Source organism: Raineyella sp. LH-20, from assembly GCF_033110965.1.
Lineage (GTDB): Bacteria > Actinomycetota > Actinomycetes > Propionibacteriales > Propionibacteriaceae > Raineyella.
Window position 1 is genome coordinate 1,266,756 of record NZ_CP137003.1, and the last position, 18,460, is coordinate 1,285,215.

Annotated in this window: 17 protein-coding genes and 1 pseudogene; 5 read left to right on the forward strand and 13 right to left on the reverse strand. The window is 69.4% G+C overall.

The annotated features are described in order from the left end of the window. Positions 1-6 precede the first annotated feature (6 nt). Complete coding sequence (locus R0146_RS05520) at positions 7-858, reverse strand: helix-turn-helix transcriptional regulator (protein WP_317691861.1); 852 nt, start codon at positions 856-858, stop codon at positions 7-9. Positions 859-944: 86 nt separating this feature from the next. On the opposite strand from R0146_RS05520, the gene R0146_RS05525 reads away from it, so the two are divergent. Then, positions 945-1,736, forward strand: a complete 792-nt coding sequence (locus R0146_RS05525) for an SDR family NAD(P)-dependent oxidoreductase (protein WP_317691862.1) — start codon at positions 945-947, stop codon at positions 1,734-1,736. 238 nt (positions 1,737-1,974) lie between these two features. Here the strand turns inward: R0146_RS05525 and R0146_RS05530 are convergent, their stop codons facing one another. Further along, on the reverse strand, positions 1,975-2,436 hold the full coding sequence (locus R0146_RS05530; RefSeq protein WP_317691863.1) for a hypothetical protein: 462 nt from the start codon (positions 2,434-2,436) through the stop codon (positions 1,975-1,977). 280 nt (positions 2,437-2,716) lie between these two features. Then, the gene (gene dnaB, locus R0146_RS05535) at positions 2,717-5,506 is read right to left on the reverse strand and encodes a replicative DNA helicase (protein ID WP_317691864.1); all 2,790 of its coding nucleotides are present in this window, start codon (positions 5,504-5,506) and stop codon (positions 2,717-2,719) included. A 762-nt stretch (positions 5,507-6,268) separates the two neighbouring features. Here dnaB and R0146_RS05540 point away from each other — a divergent pair. Both R0146_RS05540 and R0146_RS05545 read left to right on the forward strand, forming a co-directional pair. Further along, positions 6,269-6,607: a metal-sensitive transcriptional regulator gene (locus R0146_RS05540; protein WP_411567188.1), complete on the forward strand. Its 339-nt coding sequence runs from the start codon at positions 6,269-6,271 to the stop codon at positions 6,605-6,607. 136 nt (positions 6,608-6,743) lie between these two features. Then, positions 6,744-6,953 (forward strand): heavy-metal-associated domain-containing protein, encoded by a 210-nt coding sequence (locus R0146_RS05545; protein ID WP_317691865.1) that lies wholly within the window; start codon positions 6,744-6,746, stop codon positions 6,951-6,953. Positions 6,954-7,177: 224 nt separating this feature from the next. On the opposite strand, the gene R0146_RS05550 is transcribed toward R0146_RS05545, so the two are convergent. From R0146_RS05550 to R0146_RS05585, 8 genes and pseudogenes are all read right to left on the reverse strand, one after another. After that, entirely contained in the window at positions 7,178-7,828 is a 651-nt protein-coding gene (locus R0146_RS05550) for an LON peptidase substrate-binding domain-containing protein (RefSeq protein WP_317691866.1), read from the reverse strand. 161 nt (positions 7,829-7,989) lie between these two features. Then, positions 7,990-8,283, reverse strand: a pseudogene (locus R0146_RS05555) (MTH1187 family thiamine-binding protein); the annotation flags it as partial. A gap of 165 nt (positions 8,284-8,448) precedes the next feature. After that, on the reverse strand, positions 8,449-9,510 hold the full coding sequence (locus R0146_RS05560; RefSeq protein WP_317691867.1) for an NADH:ubiquinone reductase (Na(+)-transporting) subunit F: 1,062 nt from the start codon (positions 9,508-9,510) through the stop codon (positions 8,449-8,451). Between the two features lie 132 nt (positions 9,511-9,642). After that, positions 9,643-9,966, reverse strand: a complete 324-nt coding sequence (locus tag R0146_RS05565) for a phenol hydroxylase subunit P4 (protein WP_317691868.1) — start codon at positions 9,964-9,966, stop codon at positions 9,643-9,645. A 2-nt stretch (positions 9,967-9,968) separates the two neighbouring features. Beyond that, positions 9,969-11,558 carry a YHS domain-containing protein gene (locus R0146_RS05570; RefSeq protein ID WP_317691869.1) on the reverse strand — a complete coding sequence of 530 codons (1,590 nt, stop codon included), beginning with the start codon at positions 11,556-11,558 and terminating at the stop codon, positions 9,969-9,971. A gap of 3 nt (positions 11,559-11,561) precedes the next feature. Next, positions 11,562-11,885, reverse strand: a complete 324-nt coding sequence (locus tag R0146_RS05575; protein WP_317691870.1) for an MmoB/DmpM family protein — start codon at positions 11,883-11,885, stop codon at positions 11,562-11,564. 1 nt (position 11,886) lies between these two features. Continuing rightward, positions 11,887-12,924, reverse strand: a complete 1,038-nt coding sequence (locus tag R0146_RS05580; RefSeq protein ID WP_317691871.1) for a ferritin family protein — start codon at positions 12,922-12,924, stop codon at positions 11,887-11,889. Between the two features lie 150 nt (positions 12,925-13,074). Continuing rightward, the gene (locus tag R0146_RS05585) at positions 13,075-13,506 is read right to left on the reverse strand and encodes a hypothetical protein (RefSeq protein WP_317691872.1); all 432 of its coding nucleotides are present in this window, start codon (positions 13,504-13,506) and stop codon (positions 13,075-13,077) included. Positions 13,507-13,728: 222 nt separating this feature from the next. On the opposite strand from R0146_RS05585, the gene R0146_RS05590 reads away from it, so the two are divergent. Together R0146_RS05590 and R0146_RS05595 are read left to right on the forward strand one after the other, a co-directional pair. Further along, a complete protein-coding gene (locus tag R0146_RS05590; protein WP_317691873.1) occupies positions 13,729-16,035 on the forward strand; it encodes an ATP-binding protein in 2,307 nt (768 codons plus the stop codon). Further along, positions 16,032-16,892: a dihydrofolate reductase family protein gene (locus R0146_RS05595; protein WP_317691874.1), complete on the forward strand. Its 861-nt coding sequence runs from the start codon at positions 16,032-16,034 to the stop codon at positions 16,890-16,892. The genes R0146_RS05590 and R0146_RS05595 overlap by 4 nt, the downstream gene beginning before the upstream one ends. Before the next feature lie 60 nt (positions 16,893-16,952). On the opposite strand, the gene R0146_RS05600 is transcribed toward R0146_RS05595, so the two are convergent. Together R0146_RS05600 and R0146_RS05605 are read right to left on the reverse strand one after the other, a co-directional pair. Next, positions 16,953-17,948 carry a bile acid:sodium symporter family protein gene (locus tag R0146_RS05600; protein ID WP_317691875.1) on the reverse strand — a complete coding sequence of 332 codons (996 nt, stop codon included), beginning with the start codon at positions 17,946-17,948 and terminating at the stop codon, positions 16,953-16,955. A 60-nt stretch (positions 17,949-18,008) separates the two neighbouring features. Beyond that, on the reverse strand, positions 18,009-18,371 hold the full coding sequence (locus R0146_RS05605) for a BlaI/MecI/CopY family transcriptional regulator (RefSeq protein WP_317691876.1): 363 nt from the start codon (positions 18,369-18,371) through the stop codon (positions 18,009-18,011). Positions 18,372-18,460: the final 89 nt, after the last annotated feature.

An 18,460-nucleotide genomic window follows, 5' to 3' on the forward strand; every position in this document is an offset into this window, starting at 1 on the left:
GTGGCGTCACCGCGCGTACTGGCCGGCCTCTGTTCCCAAGACGTTGAGCAGGGCCAGCGCCTCGGCGCTGGGAGAGCCCGGTTGCGCGCTGTAGAGCACGAGATGCTGGTCGCTGTCGGCGAGCATGAGGGTGTCGCAGTCGAGCGTGACGTCCCCGACGACCGGGTGGCGGAAGGTCTTGGTGAGCATCGGCGGTGCCTGCACGTCGTGCCGGTCCCAGAGCCGAGCGAAGTCGGTGCTGCCGTCGCGGAGGTCGTCGACGAGGCCACGTACGGCCGGGTCCGCCGGGTAGCGGGCGAGTGTGGTGCGCAGCTGCATCACCACGCTCAGGCGGAACTCGGCGATGTCGGACACCCCGTACAGTGCGGCACCGGTGCCCTGCGGGCCGAGAAAGGCCCGGCGTGCGAGGTTGCGGTCGGCTGGGGCGAGCGGGGCGAAGTCCTCCATCAGTGCCGCTGCGAGATCGTTCCAGGCGAGCACCTCGAACGCAGCGGACGTCACGATGCCGGCCGTCTGCGGCAGCCGCTCGAGCAGGGCGCGGATGCTCGGACGTACGTCGCGCCGGTGCAGCCCGGTCCGGTTCGGTGCGGTCCCCGCCAGGACGTGGAGGTGGTCGGACTCGGCGTCGGTGAGCCGCAGCGCGCCGGCGATCGCGGCCAGGACGTCGGCCGAGGGTCGTGGCGCGCGCCCCTGCTCGAGACGGACGTAGTACTCGGTGGAGATGTGTGCCAGGACCGCGACCTCCTCCCGACGCAGGCCCGGCGTACGACGTCGCGGGCCCGAGGGCAGGCCCACATCCTGCGGACGCAGCCGCTCGCGGCGGCTGCGAAGGAATGCCCCGAGATCCTGCTTGTCCATATGCCCAGTGTGTACGCGGCCGAGGCTGCGGAGGGTGGTACCGCCTGTGCCTGTCTCCGACGGGCAGCCTGACGGACGCTGGAGGCATGGCACACACCACGAACACCGCCGTCAGCGCGCCCGTCGGGCTACTGGCCGGCAAGGTCATCTTCATCACCGGCGCCAGCCGCGGCATCGGGGAAGCCGCCGCCCGGCTCTTCGCCGCCGAGGGCGCCACGGTCGTGCTCGCCGCACGCAGCACCGATGCCCTCGAGCGCATCGTGACCGAGATCCGCGCCGGCGGCGGCACCGCCGACGCCGTCACCCTGGACCTGGCCGACCGGGCGAGCATCCGCGCGGCGGTCGAGCGCGTCGACGACCTGCACGGGCGGTTGGACGGCGCCTTCAACAATGCGGGCGTGGCCCAGCAGCCCGGCCCGGTCGACGCGACCAGCGACGAGGACATCGACACCCAGTTCACCGTGAACTTCCGGTCGCACTGGACCGCCATGAACGCCGAGGTCGCGCTCATGCGGCGTAGTGGCGGCGGGGCGATCGTCAACACCTCCAGCATCGGCGCCCGCCGCGCCAACTCCGGCCTGGCCGCCTACGGGGCCATGAAGCGCGCGCTCAACAGTCTCACCGAGACCGCCGCGGTCGACCTGGCCCCCGCCGGCATCCGGGTCAACGGCATCACGCCTGGCGGCACCTCCACGGACATGGTCGACGAGTGGGAAGCGGCCGCCCCGGGGACCATCGAGCGGATCAGCGCGACCATCCCGCTGGGACGGATGGCCGAGCCCCGGGAGGTCGCCGAGGCCGCCGCATGGCTCCTCAGTGACCGCGCCTCGTTCGTGACCGGCGCGATCCTCCCGGTCGACGGTGGAGCGGGCGCCTGAGAAGCGGGTGCCAGGCTCTACCGGGCGTGACGAGATGATCATGAAGGCACCGGACTATTGGATGAGCCACTACGTCCTGGCGACCGACCCCACATTCAACGGCAGGGTCTATCGGATGCTCTCCCACCCTCGACAAGCCGCCGCGCTGGTCGGTGATTGGTTCACGCGCTCGCTGACACCCACAACGGATCAGGAGATGTCACCGGCAACAACCGCATCGCGACGCGGACTCAACGGCTCAGCGACCGAACAGGTAGAGGAGCTCAGCCACGCCCCAGACCCCGGCGATGGCGAGGAGCGGCCACTTGAAATCCGAGTCGATGAGCACATTCACGACCGCCATCGTTCCGATCGAAGCGGCCCCGGCGATCGCTGTGACGACAGCGGCGGCCGGCGAGCGCCGTCGGATCCCCGACTGCGCGACATAGACAGTCAGGACACCGGTCGCGATCACGTATCCGCCGAGCACCCAGAAGACCTGCCTGAGCCACGTGGCAATCGCCGGAGCCACCGCCTGGATCTGTGAGAGCGATGCACCGACGTACCGCGCGTCTTCCGGCAGGAGCGACGGGCGGAAGGCTGCGAAGTACATCCCGATCACGACCAGAACGATCCCGAACGCCGTCAGCAGGATGGCCGAGAAAGGTTGGGCGCGTTCGACTACCTGTGCCCGCTTCCGCCCACGATCTGCGCTTCCCATGCTGTCTCCAGTCGAAGTCGGCTCCACACAACGCACTGACAGCTGCCGGACCGAAACGGGCCAGGATCTCCCCCCTAACCCCTGGATCCTTCGCACGGGTGCAGTGTTCGCACGATTGCAGTGTTCGCACGATTGCAGTGAAGTAGAGCGCTAGCACACTAGCATTCTTGACGGCGGCTCCGCCCTCGGCTTCCGCAACCTCACGAACGACATTGCGCGCAGCATGCTCGAAGCAGGAGGCTTCAGACCCGCGCTACCGCCTCAACCATGAGGAGTCCGTTCAGTGCGCCATGTCGGTGAACCGGGAGTAGTGGCCCTGGAAGGCCACCGTCACCGTCTTGGTCGGGCCGTTACGGTGCTTGGCGACGATGATGTCGGCCTCACCGACGCGGCTGGAGTCGTCCTTGTTGTAGTAGTCGTCGCGGTGGACGAGGATGATCACGTCCGCGTCCTGCTCCAGCGAGCCGGACTCACGCAGGTCGGAGACCGACGGGCGCTTGTCGTCGCGCTTCTCCGGGTTACGGTTCAGCTGCGAGATCGCGATCACCGGCAGCTCCAGCTCCTTGGCCAGCAGCTTCATCTGCCGGGAGAACTCGGAGACCTCCAACTGTCGGGACTCGACCTTCTTGCCGGAGCTCATCAGCTGCAGGTAGTCGAGCACGATCAGCTTCAGGTCGTGCTGCTGCTTGAGCCGGCGGGCCTTGGCGCGGATCTCCATCATCGTCAGGTTGGGGGAGTCGTCCACAAACAGCGGCGCCGACCCGATCAGGCTCGCCTTGCCGGAGACCCGGTCCCACTCGTCACTCGACATGGTGCCCTGGCGCATGTGCGACAGCGGCACCGACGCCTCGGCCGAGAGCATCCGCATGGTGATCTCGGTCTGGTTCATCTCGAGGGAGAAGATGCACGAGGTCAGGCCGTGCTTGATCGAGGCAGACCGGCAGATGTCCAGCCCCAGCGTGCTGTTGTGGGTCGGAATCATCGACTCGGTCGCCAGGTAGAGATGCTCGGCATTGTCGACCTGCACGCAGCGTACGGGCACTGAGTCGATGCGCTCGACCGCCGTGACGTACCGCGTGTCGGTGCGGGATGTGCGCCGGCTGACCGGAGCCTGCAGTGCTGCCTTGCGCGAGAGGTGGAAGACCCGGGCGTCAGGCGTGAAGTTCAGGAGATAGGCGGTGCTCCGCGCCGCGTCACGACCACGGACCGCTTTCGTCCGCGCGGTGCAGCGCCATCCGAGGCTCACGACCAGTTCGCGAACGTCGTCCGCGAGTTGCTCGTCGGTGACGACGAACTGGCAGGCGCCGGCATTCGTGACTGTGCCGTCGGTGTCCATCAAACCGCGCAGCAGTTCCAGACGCTGGGCAGCGGAAGCTCGCTGGTAGGCATCGGGAATGTGCTTGTTGCCCAAGACTCCCAAGGTCCGCAGATCTGCCTGGACGGACTCCGTACGCGATTCCCGACGCAGGCTGTGGTTCAGACCAGTCCGACGTTCGATCACCAGACCGGTGGCGCGCAGAGCGTCAACAATTTCCTGGTCCGCCGTGACGAAGCGAGCCCCGTCCGTGTGGCCGTCTCCCAACCACACCCCCAAGGCGTATGGAGGGACCGGGAGCTGCGCTTCAGGAAGATCGAGCGGTGCACAGGTGCGTACGGCCCAGTTGGCGCGACCGTCGGCGCATCGGACAGACGCGGCCATCACCTCAGTGGTGACTGTGATCGGGTCGGTTGTGTGGGCGGGCACGGGGGCCGTGCGTGCGTGCAGCCGGGTCAGCATCTCGCGTCGGGAGTAGGCAGGCGCGCCCCAGGTGTACGAGCGCGAGGGGCCCTGGACCTGGACGGGGAGACGGCCCTGCACGCGCCCGCGGCCGACGGCGTGGAGCGTATTGCGGTATTCATCGCCGACCTCGTTAAGCAGATCAGCCATGGTCACCTGACGGTCCGGTTCGCCAGTGCCGGCACTGACGAGGGCGGCCAGGGAGGCCACTCGCGGGTCTTCCGCGCGACGATCCGAAGCGGGCCCCCAGCGTCGGATAGTGCGGTTCGTGGCATTCCACTCGTGCTCGGCATCGGCCACCACGGTCGTGCCGTCGGAGAACGTGATCCGGTAGCACGGGCGTTCGGTCATCACCTCGGTCGCCGCGACCACGGTCGTCGGAAGGCCGTTCGCGTCGAGCAGCCGGTCGCCGACGCGTACGTCACCCATGGTGGTCCACCCGGTCGGGGTGGGCAGCGGGGTGTCGAGAGCGAGCGCCTTCCCCATGCCCGGTCGGGCCGCGATGATGATCATCTGGCCCGCGTGCAGGCCGGCGGTCAGCTCGTCGAGCTCGGCGAAGCCGGTGGGGACGCCGCTCATCACGCCGCCCTGGGCCTCGATCAGCTCCATCTGGTCCATCGTCGGCTCGATCAGCTGCTCCAGCGGCTTGTAGTCCTCCGTCGTCCGCCGATCGGCGACGGCGAACATCGTGGCCTGGGCCTCGTCGACGATGTCGTCCACGTCGCCCTCGGCGTTGTAGCCGAGTTGGGCGATCTTGATCGAGGCCTGTACGAGGCGGCGCAGGACGGCCTTGTCGCGGACGATCTGGGCGTAGTAGCCGGCGTTCGCGGCGACGGACACCGAGGCGACCAGGTCGTACAGGTAGGTGTGGCCGCCGACGCGGGCGATGTCGCCGCGCTTGGTCAGTTGCTCGGCCACGGTGATGGCGTCGGCGGGCTCGCCGAGGGAGTACAGGTGGATGATCGCGTCGAAGATCAGCTCATGGGCGGGCTTGTAGAAGTCGTCGCTGCGGACGAGCTCGATGACCTCGGCGATCGCGTCCTTGGAGATCATCATCGCGCCCAGCACGCTCTGCTCGGCAACCAGATCCTGCGGCGGCTGGCGATCGGGACCGGGCCCAGGGCGGTCAGGCTCCCGATGGTCGGCGTTCCAGGCCTGTTCCAGCCCGACGACACCCATGACTCCCCCTTTTCCGACGCTGCGCCCATTGCTGGGACCGACCCTAGGCGCAGGCTCTGACACTGCGCGTACGACCGCTGTGCGACGTACGTTCACTGCCGGATGACGGCGCATAGAACCTGCCGCCGGACCGTCCCTCTCGGCCGTCGGGGTTCGTCTCCGCCCGGTCCTCCGGACCGGCGGAGCTCCACCGTAGACGCTCGCAGGCCCGCTCGCCAGACCGGTTATCCACAGGCCATGTGGACAACCGGGGGATGCTTGTGGAGACTGTCTCTGGGTAGGGGGACAACTTGTGGACTGCCTCGGTCCGGGATCGGTCCGACCTTTGCCGACATAGCCCTGACAAGGGCTTTTAATCTTGGCTCGCGGTGGATGAAGTTTCTTTCAAGGCAATCGTCAGACCAGTGGCATCGCTGGTCTGGCAGGTTGACAGCGGCCTTGGAATGTGGCATTTCCACACGCGTTGTGTATAACTCTTTCGATCCGTGGCGGTTCGATCGGGGCGTGACTACGGCGAACGAATCAAGAGATGTTGCGCCGCCGTGATCCCGTCGTGACCTTTTGTATACCGTGCCACCGAGCGGCTGTCCCCGGTGTTCGGCGGGTAGTCTGGGGGGACGATCCCCCCAGTATGCGGATCGGGGGCCGGGTGGATACCCCACCGGGCATCATGGGGGTGAACGGAGGAGGTTCATGATGGAAGCCGAGACGACGGCAGTCGCCGGATCGACGGACGCCACGACCTCGGTCGGGTCGGCGCCGAGCTGCTGTGGCGGCCACCGGACGACCGTTGCGGATCCCGCCCGGGTGGTCGCCCTGACCCTCGAGGAACGTACGGACGTCTCAGCGGTGGTCGATGCCGAGGACGAGGCCGTCGTGACCGACGCTCCCGCCGCACAGGAGGGTGCCGCCGGCTGCTGCGCCACCGACAACCCGTGGGGCTACGCCGACAGCAAGCAGGACTACGTCCGTCGACTGCGCCGGATCGAGGGCCAGGTCCGCGGCCTGCAGCGGATGGTCGACGAGGATCAGTACTGCATCGACATCCTGACCCAGATCTCTGCTGTCACCAAAGCCCTGGAATCGACCGCGCTGCGGCTGCTCGACGAGCACCTCTCGCACTGCGTCATGCACGCGATCGAGGCCGGCGGTGAGGAGGCCGACCAGAAGTTGGCCGAGGCCTCCGCGGCGATCGCCCGGCTCGTCCGGTCCTGACCCCGACGGTGCTGCTGAGGGTGGCACGCCTCCGCTGAGCGAGTCGTCCGGCCCGGCCGGTGCGGCGTACGCTTCTCACCAGCACAACCGCCGTGGCGCCCGTTCGCCGCGACGCCGACTCCACGGGAGGACTTCCATGGCCACCACCGCCTACACCGTCTCCGGCATGAGCTGCGGCCACTGCGTCACCTCGGTGACCGAGGAGGTCAGCGCCGTCGACGGCGTCACCGCGGTCGACGTGGACCTGGAGTCCGGCCGGATGGTCGTCACCGCCGACACCATGATCACCTTCGAGGCCATCGCCGCGGCGGTGGACGAGGCGGGCTACACGGTCGTCCCGGCCTGAGGCCCGCCGGATCCTGGCTTCACTCCGGATCAGACGTCACCCCGGATCCTGGCCCATCGGCCGGGCCGGCTGCACCCCCGGGCTTGGCCGAATCACTGATCCCGATCGCATGCCCGGGTCGACCGTATGCCCGGGGTCGACCGTATAGTCCATCGCGGCCCGCCGCCGGGTCCCAGTGACGCCTCGTGGTTCGCCCCGGGCCCTGCCTCAGCCCGGCGACCGGCTCAGTTCGGCGAGATGTCGCCGACGTTGCGCCGGAACGGCAGCGAATGCGTGGCCCGGATCAGCCCCGCCTCGCGCCGCAACCGGTCCCGCGCCACCACCAGCCGTTCCTCGGTGGTCGCTGCCGCCAGCAGCTCTTGTTGGTCGGGAATGCTGAGCGGGACCAGTGCCCCCACCGTGTAGGCCAGCTCGTCCGGATCCTCCGGCAGCGGCGGGATCTCCCCGTTCAGCGCAGTGGCGTACGTCTCCAATGCCCGGCGCACCTCGCGGGCGTGCTCGGCCACCCGGGTCGCGCTGCCCCGCATCTCCGACAGCGGCGTCACCAGACCGGTGGCGTACGGCGTCTCGGCCGCCGCGTCGATCCCGTCCAGCCGGAACCGCCAGGTGCCCATCACCCGGATCACGAAGCGCTCCCCGAGGGAGCGTGCGGAGGCCAGCCGGGCCGCGCAACCGACACTGTGCACGCTGTGGACCCGGCGGGTGCCGACCTCGGAGCCCTCGCGGATCGCGACCACGCCGAACTCCCGCTCCTGCGGATCCTGCTCGGCCAGATCCTCCAGAAGGCGCAGGTAGCGGGGCTCGAACACCTGCAGCTGCAGGGGCATGCCCGGAAACAGGACCACCCCGAGCGGGAACAGCGGGAGTCGCCTCATGAGCCCGCACCGCCGACCCCGCCACCGTCGCTCCCGGCGGTGTGTTCTTCGGTGGTGTGCGCTTCGGCGGTGCTCGAGCCGGTGGTGTGTGCTTCGGCGGTGTGTGTTTCGGTGGCGTCCGGTGCGGTGACGTCCGAGGCGGTGCCCTTCGTCTCGGCCGCCAGCGTCGCCTCGACCCGGGCGACCTTGCCGGTGAGTTCGCCGCTGTGGCCGGGACGGATGTCGGCCTTCAGCACCAAGGAGACCCGGGTGCCGTACGCCCCGACCGCTTCGGTGGCCCGCTTGACCACGTCCATCACCTCGTCCCACTCACCCTCGATCGTGGTGAACATCGCGTCGGTGTGGTTGGGCAGGCCGGACTCGCGGACGACGCGGACAGCGGCCGCGACCGCCTCGTGCAGGGAGGCGTCGGGGTTGTCCCCACCGGAGGGGGCCACGGAGAAGGCGACGAGCATGTGCCCACCGTAGCCATTCACGGACCGAGCGGAAGACCTTCCGAGCGGAGTCGGCCCGGTGCGGCCGTACGACTCCACAGCTTGGGTCCCGGACCCGGGGTGTAGCGCCGACCGCCGGTCGCCGACCACGAATTGCCCGACCGCCGGCCGACCGCTCCGTCGGCCTCAGCGCTTGATCAGTGGGGAGTTCACCCCGGCCTGCTTGTCGCCCTCGTTGAAGAAGTCCTCGTGGAAGATGTCGCGCGGGAACAGCCGCCGGCTCATGAACGACTTCAGGCAGCCCTCGACCATCCGTGGCGACCCGCACATGTAGCCCTGGTAGCCGATCAGCTTGTCGAAGTCCTCCTCCATCGCCGTGCTGACGAAGCCGGTGCGGTAGCCGTCCGGTGCCGTCTCGTCGGAGACACACGGGTGGAAGGTGAACTGGTCGGGGTACTCCTCGGCCAGCTCACGGAAGACGTCCACGTCGTAGAGGTCCGCCACGGTGCGGCCACCCGCGTAGAGGGTGATGTGGCCGTCGTACGCCTCGTCGACCAGGGCGTGCTTGACCATCGACGCGAGCGGGGCCAGGCCGGTGCCGCCGCCGAGCATGATCACCGGGGTGTCCTCCTCCCAGGTGCGCAGCACGAAGCGGCCGTACGGACCGGAGAGTTGCACCGTGTCGCCGACCGCGGCGTCCTTGAACAGCCAGCCGTCGGTGGCCACACCGCCCGGGACATTGCGCACCTGGAACTCGACCACCCGGTGCTCGGTGGGTGGGTTGGCCATCGACCAGGTCCGGTCGATGCCGTCGGTGCCCGGCACCACGACGCGCAGGTACTGCCCGGCGTTGAAGAAGAGGTCGCGGTCCAGCTCGATCCGCAGCCGCTTGATCTCGTGGGCGATGTCGGTGATCTCGACGATGGTGCCGGTGTAGTCCTGCACCGGGTGGATCTCCAGCTCCTCGTCGATGTCGATGTCGGCCTCGATGGTGACGTCGCTCTGCGGCCGGGCGCAGCAGGTGAGGGTCTTGCCCTCCTCGCGCTCGAAGTCCATCAGCGCGAAGCTGGACGCCTCGCCGTGGTCGACCTCGCCGTCGAGGACGTCCACCTTGCAGGTGGCGCAGGTGCCGTGGGTGCAGGAGTGGGGCAGCCAGACACCGGCCCGCAGGCAGGCCTCGAGGATGGTCTGGTCGTCGGCGACCTCGACCTCGCGGCCGAGCGGTTCAACGGTGACGGTGTGGCTCATGGTGTCCCTGCGGTTCTCTCTGACGGGTGGCGGAATGGGGTGGATCGGTCGAGATCGGTCGGCGATCGGACCGTTGGGCTGGGGATGCCGGGAGGGGCCGGGGTCGTCCCGGCCCCTCCCAGCGGTCGTCGGTCAGGCCCGGGTGAAGCCCAGGGTGTTCTTGTGCCGGACGCCGAGCTCCTCGAGGGTCTGGTCGTCCTGCGGGCTGAAGGCGTCGTCGACCAGGGTCCAGGCGTACGATTCGTCACCCGTGGTGTGCGGGTTGGCGGAGACGTACGGCAGGAACTGGGTCTGGTAGAAGTCCTTCCAGGTCATCGCCCGGGGCACCCGGACGGTGGCCGGCGAGCAGAACCACCGGTCGTCGATCTGCCACAGGTTGACCAGCATGTCGTCGCCGTAGAAGGACTGTGCCGACCGGGACGGGTAGGTGTAGTCGTAGAGAGCCTTGATCGCCATGGTCAGGCGTCCTTTCCGAGCTTGTCCTCGATCTGCTGGTGCCACTTCTGCCAGTTGACGTCGTCGACGCTGCCGACGAACTCCCCGTTGTCGCCCTCCTGGTAGCCGTACCAGGCCAGCACGTCGGGGATGGTCGGGCCGCCGCAATTCCCCTGGTAGATCTGGTGCACCGGCAGCCACGCCTGGCGGTACTTCTCCGGCTCACGGTCGAAGATCCACTTGCAGGCCTCGGAGCAGAAGTTGTAGTGCTCCCCCTCGTGGTCGGAGTGGAACTGCGCGATGTGGGCCGAGTCGCCGTGCACCTTGAAGGCCATCGGGATCTGACAGGTCTGGCACAGCTCCGGCAGACCCGGATAGGTGAAGCGCTTGCCGGCCTCGTCCAGGGCCCGCATCTCGTCCCACTTGGCCCGGTACTCCTGGTCGAAGGTGTCCGGGTAGGCCTGCGACAGCCAGTCCATGTGCTCTGCGTCGGGCACCGTGGTGGTGAAGTTCGCGGCGTGGCTGAACTGGTAGAGGACGTCGTACAGCCAGTGGGAGAGGTGGTCCTTCTCCCAGACCGCCTGCTCGACGTGCTTCGGCGGGCGGATGCCGTAGAGCGCCAGGTCCGGGAAGAGGCCCTTCATCATCTGCTGCTCGAAGTAGAGCTCAAAGGCCTCCTTCCAGCTCATCACCGGGCGCGGCAGCATGTAGTCGAGCATCGCGGCGACCAGGCCGGTGACCCGGTAGCCCCGCCAGAACCACTTGTCCACCCACTCCTGGACGATCGGCACGTTGGCCTCGTCCTGCTCGAGGATGAACTTGATCGCCTCCAGGCCCAGCGTCATGTGCCGGGACTCGTCGGACTGCGCGGAGAAGCCGAAGGTCATCGTCGGCAGATCGCCGTTGAAGCTGGCGGCCGACATGAACGGCACGAACAGCAGGTTGGTGAGCAGGTACTCGAAGGAGAACCCGATCGCGATCATGAACTCGAACGGGCCGGCCGACAGGGCGTCGTCGAAGTACGACTTGGTCACCGACAGGTACCAGACCCGGTCGTGCTGGGTGGTGAAGTTGTGGAAGCCGCTGTAGTACTTGTTGTAGTTCGACAGCGTGTGGATCTCGGTCTGCGCGTGGCGGATCTCGTCGACCGACTGGCACAGTGCCGCGAACCGCGGGCCCGGGCCGTTGAACTGGCGCGCCAGATACGCGAAGTGGCGGTGCGCCTGGTACTCCAGCGGGGTCACCCCACCGAGGAAGATCTTCATCGCGTTGAGGTAGCTGGCGTGGGCGAGGGTGAGGTGGCCCTGGCCCTGTGCGAAGCCGTCGAGGACCGAGTAGAGCCGCTTGTCCTTCTCCGCCTGGTAGCGGTAGTAGGCGTCGACGGTCAGCCGGAACGGGTCGTCCCACTTGGACCAGTCGTGGATCTTGATGCCCTCGTACGTGGTGTGGGGGTACATCTCCTCCTCGGAGACGTACGACGGCTGCCAGTCGAGGTCACGGGTGAGGGCGCTGTAGCGCGCCTTCATCGACAGCTTCTTCGGCTTGCCGGCCGGCTTCGGGGACTGGGCCTGCGGCTGGTCGGGCGCAGCGCTGTTGGGAGTGATGGTGGTCATGGGTCAGTCCTCGTCTTCCTCGTCGTCCTCGACCTTGGGGCCCCACGAGATGACGATGCGGTCCTCGTCCCACTCGGAGATGTTGCCGGCCAGGGTCACGATCGCCATCTGGAACTCGTGGGTCTCCCACAAGCGGCCGAGCTGGGCCTCGACGCTCTCGCGGTTGATCTCCAGACGGCCGGGGGCCTGCAGCTTCACCAGGCCCGGGAAGTGGTTGATGATCAGGTCCGGGTTGTCGCCCTCGATCGCGGTGATCAGCGCCCGGTTGTTCTCGGTCTCCTGCAGGTCGATGCTGACCGGCCGGTTGTCCAGGATGTTCTCGGTCATCTCAGGCTCCCTGGGTGTCGAGGACGGTGTCGATCGGGAGGCCGAGGGCGCGGAACTTGTCGGCGACCACGGCGGCGTGCGTACGGACGGCGGCGACCGAGTCGGTGCCGGCCAGCTCGGCGGCCCGCGCGGCCAGCGGCTCGACGGCAGCCAGCGCCCGCGGCAGCCACCCGGTGACGGCGGCGGCGATGGCGGCCTTGTTGGCCTCGCCGTACTGCTCGTCGGCGAGCCACGCCTTGTACAGCGGGTCGAGCCACTTGCGGTGCTCGGTCCACCAGGTGCCGATGTGCTGGGCGAGCAGCGAGTACGCGCCGGCGCCGGAGAGGATCGCCTCCTCGTCGAGGTGGCGATAGACCAGCGCGTCGAGCAGCTCGTCGACCAGGTCCAGCCCGATCACCGCGACCGCCCAGTCCTGCTCGACCAGCAGCTTCTCCTCGACCTCCCGCAGCCCTTGGAGGTGCGGGGCGTCGATCCACTGGGCCTTGGCGGTCTTCAGCACGGCGGCGCTCTCGGCGCCCAGGGCGATCCCGACCCGGGAGATCAGCTGGGCGTTGCCGGCCCGGTCGAAGCCCTCGTACGCGCAGCACTGGGTGATGGAGGCGCCGTAGCCGAAGCGGCAGGCGTTGGAGTAGAGCATCTGTGCGCCGGACTCGTAGTGGCGCAGCGGGATGATCACCTCGGCGATCAGCTGCTGCCAGGTCTGCGGCGTACGGTCCAGCAGGCCGTGGTCGGTCACGTAGTCGAGCGTCTTGCCGAAGGCCTCGTGCATGGCGGCCCGGTTGGTGACGTACGGCGTGTAGTAGTACTGCCGCGGGTCGGTGTAGGAGTACGGGTCGGTCAGCTTGAGAGCGCTGTAGTCCGGGTCATAGAGCTCACGCTCGGAGTCCCAGGTCGGGCGGTAGTGGAAGTTCTCCACGGCCTGCAGGCCGATGGTCCCCTCCTGGTAGCGGGTGGCGGGCTTGTCGCCGTAGCGCTCGATCAGTGGCGTGAAAGTCTGGCGAAGCGGCTCGATGATCTGGGTCTTCAGCTCGTACTGCACGTGACTGACCTCCTTCCTGTGTGGACCGGTCCTCGTCGACCGGGGTCGGGGGTGCGCACCGAGTGGTGCGGTGGGGTGGGGCGGCGGGCTGGTGGGAGTCGCCGGCCGGGAGTCGCTGGGGCCGACCGTACGATCGCGGTGTCGCCGGGCTCAGCTGATGTGGACCTGCCGGTCGTTGTGCAGACCGGCGGCGACGACCAGCCGGACCAGCAGGTCGGGCAGCGACTCCGGCCCGACCAGTTCCTGCGGTTCGCCCTGGGGCAGGTCGGCCGAGAGGATCCGGCCCACCGTCCGACCGCCGGTGTAGTGGGTGGAGACGCGGGCACGGTGGTCGCGGCAGGTGATGGTGAAGGCGAGATCCTCCCCGCCCAGTTCGTCGTCCAGCGACAGGTGGGAGTCCGGGTCCTCGATGACCGCGTTGGCCTCGCAGACCAGCTGCTCGGCCAGCGACCGCAGGGCGACCTGGCGATCCGTGCCCTCGTTGCGGGCGAGGGGGAGCGCGGGACGCAGCGCGGGCTGCGGGGCCTCCTGGGGCTCCGGTGCCCCGAGCACCTCGGCGAGCCGGTGCATGAAGAACGTCATGGACTCCTCCTTGAGTCGTGTCCGTGGCCATGAATGTAAGGTGGGTCACAGATTGCTCGGTATCCGTAGAACTACCCGTATCCGCCCCCGCGGCGCGGGTGCCGACGGGCCCGGGCGATCCCCCGTGCCGGGTGCGGGGCGGACCGGGTCGGCCCTGGTGACCCGTGGTCCGGCGTCCGCGCGCGTTACGCTGGGGAGAATCTCGCCGTCGAGGAGCCACCCGTGACCGAACTGTCGCTATCACCGGCGCCGGCGACACCGCTGACGTCCTTCATCGGCCGCGAGGAACTGGTGTGCCATCTGGTGGACCTGGTCCGGCAGCGCCGGTTGGTGACCCTGGTCGGGCCGGGCGGCATCGGCAAGACCCGGCTGGCGGCCGAGCTGTGCACCCGGCTGGACCAGGACTTCCCCGACGGGACAGCCGTCGTCACCCTGGACGCCATCTCCGACCCGGCGGACGTGCCCTGGCGCACCGCCTCGGCGGTGCAGCCGGTCGACCAGTCGGTGCAGGACCCGGTGGAACAGGTGCTCGGCCACCTGCGTCCGCGCAGCCTGCTGCTCGTCCTCGACAACTGTGAGCACCTGCTCGAGGCCGCCGCCGAGCTGGCCCGGGTGATCCTCCAGGAGTGTCCCGGGGTCCGGATCCTGGCGACCTCCCGCGAACCGCTGGGGATCCGGGGTGAACAGGTGCAGGTGGTGCCGCCGCTGCAGGTGCCCGCCTCCTGTGCCGACCTGGACGTCGTCCGGGAGTCGGAGGCGGTCCTGCTGCTGGTCGATCGGGCCGATCGGGCCGGTGTCCGGCTCATCGTGGGGCCGGACAACTGCGCGCAGGTCGTCGAGTTGTGCAGCCACCTGGACGGGATGCCGTTGGCGATCGAGCTGGCCGCCGCCCGGCTGCGGGCGCTCGGCGTGGGGGACCTGCTGGACCGGCTCGACCAGCGGTTCTCCCTGCTCAAGGGGTCGCCCCGCGACATCCTGCCCCGGCACCGTACGCTCGAGGCGCTGGTCGACTGGAGCTACGAGCTGTGCACCCCCGCCGAACGACTGCTCTGGTCGCGGCTGTCAGTGTTCCGCGGCGGCGCCGACCTGGACGCCGTCGAGACCGTCGCCGGGTACGGCGCGATCGACCCGGCCGACGTGATCGACCTGCTCGACGGTCTGGTCGCCAAATCGGTGCTGATCGCCGAACCCGTCGACGGCGGCACCCACTACCGTCAACTGGTCACCATGCGCGACTACGGGGCCCGTGTCGCGGTCCGCGCCGACGAGTGGGAGGACCTGCGCCGACGCCACGCCCGGCTCGTCCTCGAGCGCAGCGGCCAGATGCACCGGGAATGGGCCGGGCCACACCAGGCGCAGTGGCTGCGCCGGGCCCGCCGCGACGTCGCCGAGGTGGTGGCGGCGATGGACTGGGGGATCGCCGATCCGGCGGCCCACGACACCGCCGCGGCGATCGCCGCCAACCTGCGCTACTTCTGGGCCGGCGGCCACACCATGGCCGCCGGCCGCTACCGACTGGAGCGGGTGCTGGCGCTGCCCGACGTCGCCGCGCCGCTGCGCTGCGAGTGCCTGCTGGTCGTCTCCTGGGTGGCGATGCTGCAGGGTGACCACGCGGACGCGGCCCGTACGTTGGCGGAGGCGTACGACCTGGCGACCGAGCTGGGCGACCGGCGACGGCTGGCCGAGGTCGACACCTGGAACGGCCTCTACTGCCTCTTCGAGGGCGAACCGGCCCGGGGCGTCGAGCTCTACCGGCGTGGCATCGCGGTGCTGCGAGAGGTCGGCGACATCGCCGCGATGCAGACGGCCATGTTCCAGCTCGCGCTGTGCCAGATCTACTCCGGCGATCCGACCGGCGGCGGGGAGACGTGTGCGGAGATCCTCGCCGAGAGCCGCCGCAACGGTGAGGCCTGGGTCAAGGCGTACGCCCTGTGGGTGAGCGGCATCGTCCGCTGGCGACAGGGCGACCTGGCCGGGGTGCGGGCGTACGCCACGGACGCCCTGCGGCTGCAGGAGGTCTTCGAGGACGGCATCTGCACCCCGCACGTCCTCCTACTTGCCTGCCAGGTGGTGATGGCAGGCGGCGAGGTGCGCCGGGCGGCCCGATTGCAGGGCGCCGCGGACGCCCTGTGGCGGGCCCAGGGCACCGGCATCGACGCGTTCGGACCCGGTCTGGCCGGAGACGCCCGGGAGAGCCGCGAGCGGATCCTGCGGGTGCTCGGCCGTGAGGAGGCCGAGGCGCTGATGGCGGAGACCGCCGATCTGGACCTGCGCCAGGCGATCGAGGTGGGGCTTGCCGAACTCGCCCTCACCCCGGTGACGACACCGGCGGAGGCGGGCCTGACGAAGCGCGAGGCCCAGGTCGCCGAGTTGGTGGCCGAGGGGCTCAGCAACAAGCAGATCGCCACCCGGCTCACCATCTCCACCCGCACCGTCGACGGGCACGTGGAGCACATCCTGGCGAAGTTCGGCGTCACCTCGAGGGGCCAGGTGGCCGTACGCCTCCGCGAGACCAGGCCGATCCGATGAGCCCGGAGGCGCCGATGAGCCCGGAGGCGCCGATGAGCCCGGAGGCGCCGATGAGCCCCGAAGCGCCGATGAGCCCGGGTCCCGGCAGGCCACCGATCCGCCGGCTGACCGGCACCGAGCCCGCCCTGGGTGACCTCGACCTGGTCCGGGCACTGGGGGAGGAACCGGGCGTACGGGCCAACATGGTCGAGTCGGTCGACGGTCACGCCACCATCGCCGGCCGGGTCGGTGCCCTCACCGGTGCCGCCGACCAGGCGCTGCTGGCGGCGTTGCGGGGGTGGTGCGACGTCCTGCTGGTCGGCGCGGGTACGGTCCGTGCCGAGGGCTACGGCCTGCTCGACCTGCCGGCCCCGGTCCGCGACTGGCGGCTCTCCCGCAGGCGTACGCCCCGGCCGCTGCTCGCGATCGTCTCCGGCAGCCTCGACCTCGACCCGGCCCTGCCGGCCTTCGCCGATGCCGCGGCGCAGGGGCCGGATGCGCTGCCCTGGGTGGTCACCGTGCCCGGGGCCGATCCTGGGCGGCGGGCCCGGCTCGCCCCGTACGCCCACTTCCTGGAGGTCGAGCCCGGGCCGGACGGCCGCCCGTCGCTGCCCGGCGCGGTCGCCGCGCTGCGGGCGGCGGGCATGGTGCGGGTGCTCAGCGAGGGCGGCCCGGCGGTCCTCGGCAGCCTGATCGGTGCCGGGGTGGTCGACGAACTGTTCCTCACCGTCTCGCCGGTGCTGGTCGGCGGGGACGGGCCGCGGATCCTGCGGACCGACGGCTACGACGCCCCCGTCCCGCTGCAGCTGCTGGAGGTGCTTGGCGCCGGCGACGAACTGTTCCTGCGCTACCGGGTGGGAACGGGACGGCGGATGTAGCCACGACCTCCCGGGCCTCAGATGGGGCGTCGCCGGACGGGGTGTCGGGACGGGAGAGTGTCAGGTGGTCGGGTCAGCCGCCGCGTCGACCGGTGCTCCGGACCGGGCATAGCGTTGGGCCAACGCCGAGCAGGCCATCAGCTGGGCCTGGTGGAACACCATCAGAGGCAGGGCCACCAGACCGATCGGCTGGCCGGCGAAGAGCACCGCGGCCATCGGCAGACCGGTCGCCAGGGACTTCTTCGAGCCGCAGAACTGGATCGCGATCCGGTCTTCATGGCTGAAGCCGAGCCGGCCCGCCAGCCACCAGGTCAGCCCCAGCACCACGGCCAGCACCACCAGGCAGGTGGCGACCAGGGCGAGCACCTGGAGCAGCGAGACCTGCGCCCACATGTGCTCGCGGCGCCCGGCGGAGAACGCGGAGTAGACGACGAGCACGATGATGCCCTGGTCCACCAGGCGCAGTGGCTTCTTGTGCTTCGTGACGTACGCCGCCGTCCAGCGCCGGGAGAGCTGGCCGAGCACGTACGGCACCAGGATCTGCAGGACGATGTCGAGGACCGCCTCGGGATGCACCGAGGCATGCCCGGTGGTGTTCATCAGCGCGATCACCAGCAGTGGGGTGAGGAACACCCCGATCAGATTGGACATCGAGGCGGAGACCACGGCGCCCGCGACGTTGCCGCGGGCGATCGAGGTGAAGGTCACCGACGACTGCACCGTGGACGGCAACAGGGTGGTGTAGAGCAGGCCGACGTAGAGCGCCGGGGTGAGCACCCCCAGCGGCACCAGGAAGCCGAGCGCCAGCCCGATCAGCGGAAACAGGACGTACGTGAAGCCGAGGATCACCACGTGCAGCCGCCAGTGCCTGAGGCCGTCCAGGGTGTCGCGCGGATGCATCCGGGCGCCGTACAGGAAGAACAGCAGGGCAATGCCGACGGTGACCGCGTTCGACAGTGCCGTCGCGCCCGCGCCTCGGGCCGGCACCAGCGTGGCGACGATCGCCGAGGTGACGATGGCCAGCAGGAACGGGTCGAGGCGCAGGCGGGCGAACATGTCTGGCAGGTTACCCGGGCGGTGCCGCCGGCCCGCGGAAAGGGCCGGTCGGTCAGCCGGTCAGTCCCGGGCGCGGGCGGTGAGCAGTGCGGCCAGCGCGACGGCGTCCTGGTGGTCGAGCCCGTCGACGAACTCGCGGAGGGCGTCGCGGCGCTGCACGGAGGTGCCGACCAGGGCGGCCCGCATCTCCTCGGCGATCAGCGTCGCGCGCGACTCGGCGGGTCGGTAGTACCAGGCGCGCCCGTCGAGGTCACGGGTCACCCGGTCCTTCTTCGCCAATCGGTCGAGTACGGTCATCACGGTGGTGTAAGCGAGGTCCCGATCGCGAGTCAGCTCGGCAAGTACCTCCCTGACCGACATCGCGTGGTCGGAACGCCACAACACCTCCATGACCTGGAGTTCGAGGTCACCAAGGTTCGGCATGCTGCCATCCTAGAGCAACGAGGGCCTTAGTACTACAGCCCGCGTAGCAAAAATGGAACGGCTCGCACAGGTCACGCTTTGCAACGACA

Excerpts from the sequence above, each read along its gene's own strand:
- R0146_RS05525 (WP_317691862.1), top strand. The coding sequence starts at position 945 with ATGGCACACACCACGAACACCGCCGTCAGCGCGCCCGTCGGGCTACTG.
- R0146_RS05605 (WP_317691876.1), bottom strand. The coding sequence starts at position 18,371 with ATGCCGAACCTTGGTGACCTCGAACTCCAGGTCATGGAGGTGTTGTGG.
- R0146_RS05530 (WP_317691863.1), bottom strand. The coding sequence starts at position 2,436 with ATGGGAAGCGCAGATCGTGGGCGGAAGCGGGCACAGGTAGTCGAACGC.
- R0146_RS05585 (WP_317691872.1), bottom strand. The coding sequence starts at position 13,506 with ATGACGTTCTTCATGCACCGGCTCGCCGAGGTGCTCGGGGCACCGGAG.
- R0146_RS05595 (WP_317691874.1), top strand. The coding sequence starts at position 16,032 with ATGAGCCCGGAGGCGCCGATGAGCCCGGAGGCGCCGATGAGCCCGGAG.
- R0146_RS05560 (WP_317691867.1), bottom strand. The coding sequence starts at position 9,510 with ATGAGCCACACCGTCACCGTTGAACCGCTCGGCCGCGAGGTCGAGGTC.
- dnaB (WP_317691864.1), bottom strand. The coding sequence starts at position 5,506 with ATGCGCCGTCATCCGGCAGTGAACGTACGTCGCACAGCGGTCGTACGC.
- R0146_RS05570 (WP_317691869.1), bottom strand. The coding sequence starts at position 11,558 with ATGACCACCATCACTCCCAACAGCGCTGCGCCCGACCAGCCGCAGGCC.
- R0146_RS05565 (WP_317691868.1), bottom strand. The coding sequence starts at position 9,966 with ATGGCGATCAAGGCTCTCTACGACTACACCTACCCGTCCCGGTCGGCA.
- R0146_RS05520 (WP_317691861.1), bottom strand. The coding sequence starts at position 858 with ATGGACAAGCAGGATCTCGGGGCATTCCTTCGCAGCCGCCGCGAGCGG.
- R0146_RS05575 (WP_317691870.1), bottom strand. The coding sequence starts at position 11,885 with ATGACCGAGAACATCCTGGACAACCGGCCGGTCAGCATCGACCTGCAG.
- R0146_RS05600 (WP_317691875.1), bottom strand. The coding sequence starts at position 17,948 with ATGTTCGCCCGCCTGCGCCTCGACCCGTTCCTGCTGGCCATCGTCACC.
- R0146_RS05545 (WP_317691865.1), top strand. The coding sequence starts at position 6,744 with ATGGCCACCACCGCCTACACCGTCTCCGGCATGAGCTGCGGCCACTGC.
- R0146_RS05550 (WP_317691866.1), bottom strand. The coding sequence starts at position 7,828 with ATGAGGCGACTCCCGCTGTTCCCGCTCGGGGTGGTCCTGTTTCCGGGC.